This window comes from Pseudoalteromonas sp. Isolate3, from assembly GCF_022398505.1.
GTDB lineage: Bacteria > Pseudomonadota > Gammaproteobacteria > Enterobacterales > Alteromonadaceae > Pseudoalteromonas > Pseudoalteromonas apostichopi.
This window is the reverse complement of record NZ_JAKEVN010000215.1, coordinates 1-2,744: the sequence shown is the minus strand read 5'-3', so window position 1 is coordinate 2,744 and position 2,744 is coordinate 1. Positions and strand designations below refer to the sequence as shown.

The window sequence follows — 2,744 nt, the reverse complement described above, 5'->3', positions numbered from 1 at the left end:
GGGCGGTATCAGCCTGTTATCCCCGGAGTACCTTTTATCCGTTGAGCGATGGCCCTTCCATTCAGAACCACCGGATCACTATGACCTACTTTCGTACCTGCTCGACGTGTCTGTCTCGCAGTTAAGCTGGCTTCTACCATTACACTAACCGTACGATGTCCGACCGTACTTAGCCAACCTTCGTGCTCCTCCGTTACTCTTTGGGAGGAGACCGCCCCAGTCAAACTACCCACCAGGCACTGTCCGTAAYCCCGATTAGGGRCCAACGTTAGAACATCAAAACTACAAGGGTGGTATTTCAAGGACGGCTCCACAAAGACTAGCGTCTCTGCTTCAAAGCCTCCCACCTATCCTACACATGTAGGTTCAATGTTCAGTGCCAAGCTGTAGTAAAGGTTCACGGGGTCTTTCCGTCTAGCCGCGGGTACACAGCATCTTCACTGCGATTTCAATTTCACTGAGTCTCGGGTGGAGACAGCGTGGCCATGGTTACACCATTCGTGCAGGTCGGAACTTACCCGACAAGGAATTTCGCTACCTTAGGACCGTTATAGTTACGGCCGCCGTTTACCGGGGCTTCGATCAAGAGCTTCGTCCGAAAACTAACCCCATCAATTAACCTTCCGGCACCGGGCAGGTGTCACACCGTATACGTCATCTTGCGATTTTGCACAGTGCTGTGTTTTTAATAAACAGTCCCAGCCACCTGGTCACTGCGGCTCCCGTCCGCTTAGAGAGCAAGTCTCATCACAGATAGGAGCGTACCTTCTCCCGAAGTTACGGTACGATTTTGCCTAGTTCCTTCACCCGAGTTCTCTCAAGCGCCTTAGTATTCTCTACCTGACCACCTGTGTCGGTTTGGGGTACGATTCGGTATAATCTGAAGCTTAGAGGCTTTTCCTGGAAGTATGGCATCAACAACTTCACACCCTTGGGTGCTCGTCTCGTGTCTCAGTCTTAAGAGTCCGGATTTTCCTAAACTCTCAACCTACTCACTTTCACATGGACAACCAACGCCATGCTTGTTTAGCCTGCTCCGTCCCCCCATCGCAATTATACCAAGTACGGGAATATTAACCCGTTTCCCATCGACTACGCCTTTCGGCCTCGCCTTAGGGGTCGACTTACCCTACCCTGATTAACATGGGATAGGAACCCTTGGTCTTCCGGCGTGCGGGTTTTTCACCCGCATTATCGTTACTCATGTCAGCATTCGCACTTCTGATACCTCCAGCATACCTCCCGGTACACCTTCAACGGCTTACAGAACGCTCCCCTACCACTCAAACAAAKTTTGAATCCGCAGCTTCGGTGCATAGTTTAGCCCCGTTACATCTTCCGCGCAGACCGACTCGACCAGTGAGCTATTACGCTTTCTTTAAAGGATGGCTGCTTCTAAGCCAACCTCCTGGCTGTCTGGGCCTTTCCACATCGTTTCCCACTTAACTATGACTTTGGGACCTTAGCTGGCGGTCTGGGTTGTTTCCCTCTTCACGACGGACGTTAGCACCCGCCGTGTGTCTCCCGGATAGTACTTTACGGTATTCGGAGTTTGCAAAGGGTTGGTAAGTCGGGATGACCCCCTAGCCTTAACAGTGCTCTACCCCCGTAAGTATTCGTCCGAGGCTCTACCTAAATAGATTTCGGGGAGAACCAGCTATCTCCCGGTTTGATTAGCCTTTCACTCCTAGCCACAGGTCATCCCCTAACTTTTCAACGTTAGTGGGTTCGGTCCTCCAGTTGATGTTACTCAACCTTCAACCTGCCCATGGCTAGATCACCGGGTTTCGGGTCTATACCTTGCAACTAAACGCGCAGTTAACGCTCGCTTTCACTACGGCTACCCTAATCGGTTAACCTCGCTACAAAATATAAGTCGCTGACCCATTATACAAAAGGTACGCAGTCACCCTCGAAGGGCTCCTACTGCTTGTACGTACACGGTTTCAGGTTCTATTTCACTCCCCTCACAGGGGTTCTTTTCGCCTTTCCCTCACGGTACTGGTTCACTATCGGTCAGTTGGGAGTATTTAGCCTTAGATGATGGTCCACCTATATTCAGTCAAAGTTTCACGTGCTCCGACCTACTCGATTTCACTTAAGATGCATTTTCGTGTACGGGACTATCACCCTGTATCGTCAAACTTTCCAGAATGTTTCACTAACACATAATAAGCTTAAGGGCTGGTCCGGTTTCGCTCGCCGCTACTTCCGGAATCTCGGTTGATTTCTKTTCCTACGGGTACTTAGATGTTTCAGTTCTCCGCGTTCGCCTCGTTAACCTATGTATTCAGTTAACGATACCTGCAAGCAGGTGGGTTTCCCCATTCGGAAATCCTAGTCTCAAGCGCTTTTTACTAGCTTGACTAGGCTTATCGCAAGTTAATACGTCCTTCATCGCCTCCAACTGCCAAGGCATCCACCGTGTACGCTTAGTCACTTAACCATACAACCCAAACGGGTCTTTGTTAGTGACAGCTGTTAACTTCGCCAGAAGTTAATTCATCAAATAATGATGAGAATACTAAAGTAGATACCAATTAATCTTTCGATTAATGGCATATTTTTTACTTTTGAAAACTCTTTATAGATACAAGTATCTATAAGAATTTTAATATCAGCTTTCCAAATTTTTAAAGAGCATATTAATTAGTTAAACCAAGYGGTTTAGCTAACTAACAATCATCTGTGTGGACACTACGAACAAATAAGTTCTAAATCGTATAAGGAGGTGATCCAGCCCC

The 2,744-nt window shown here is 48.2% G+C and carries 1 rRNA gene; it reads right to left on the bottom strand.

Features of this window, described 5'->3' with window-relative positions:
* Positions 1-2,446: ribosomal RNA gene (locus tag L1D46_RS20270) — 23S ribosomal RNA — on the bottom strand; the annotation flags it as partial.
* Between the last annotated feature and the right edge of the window lie 298 nt (positions 2,447-2,744).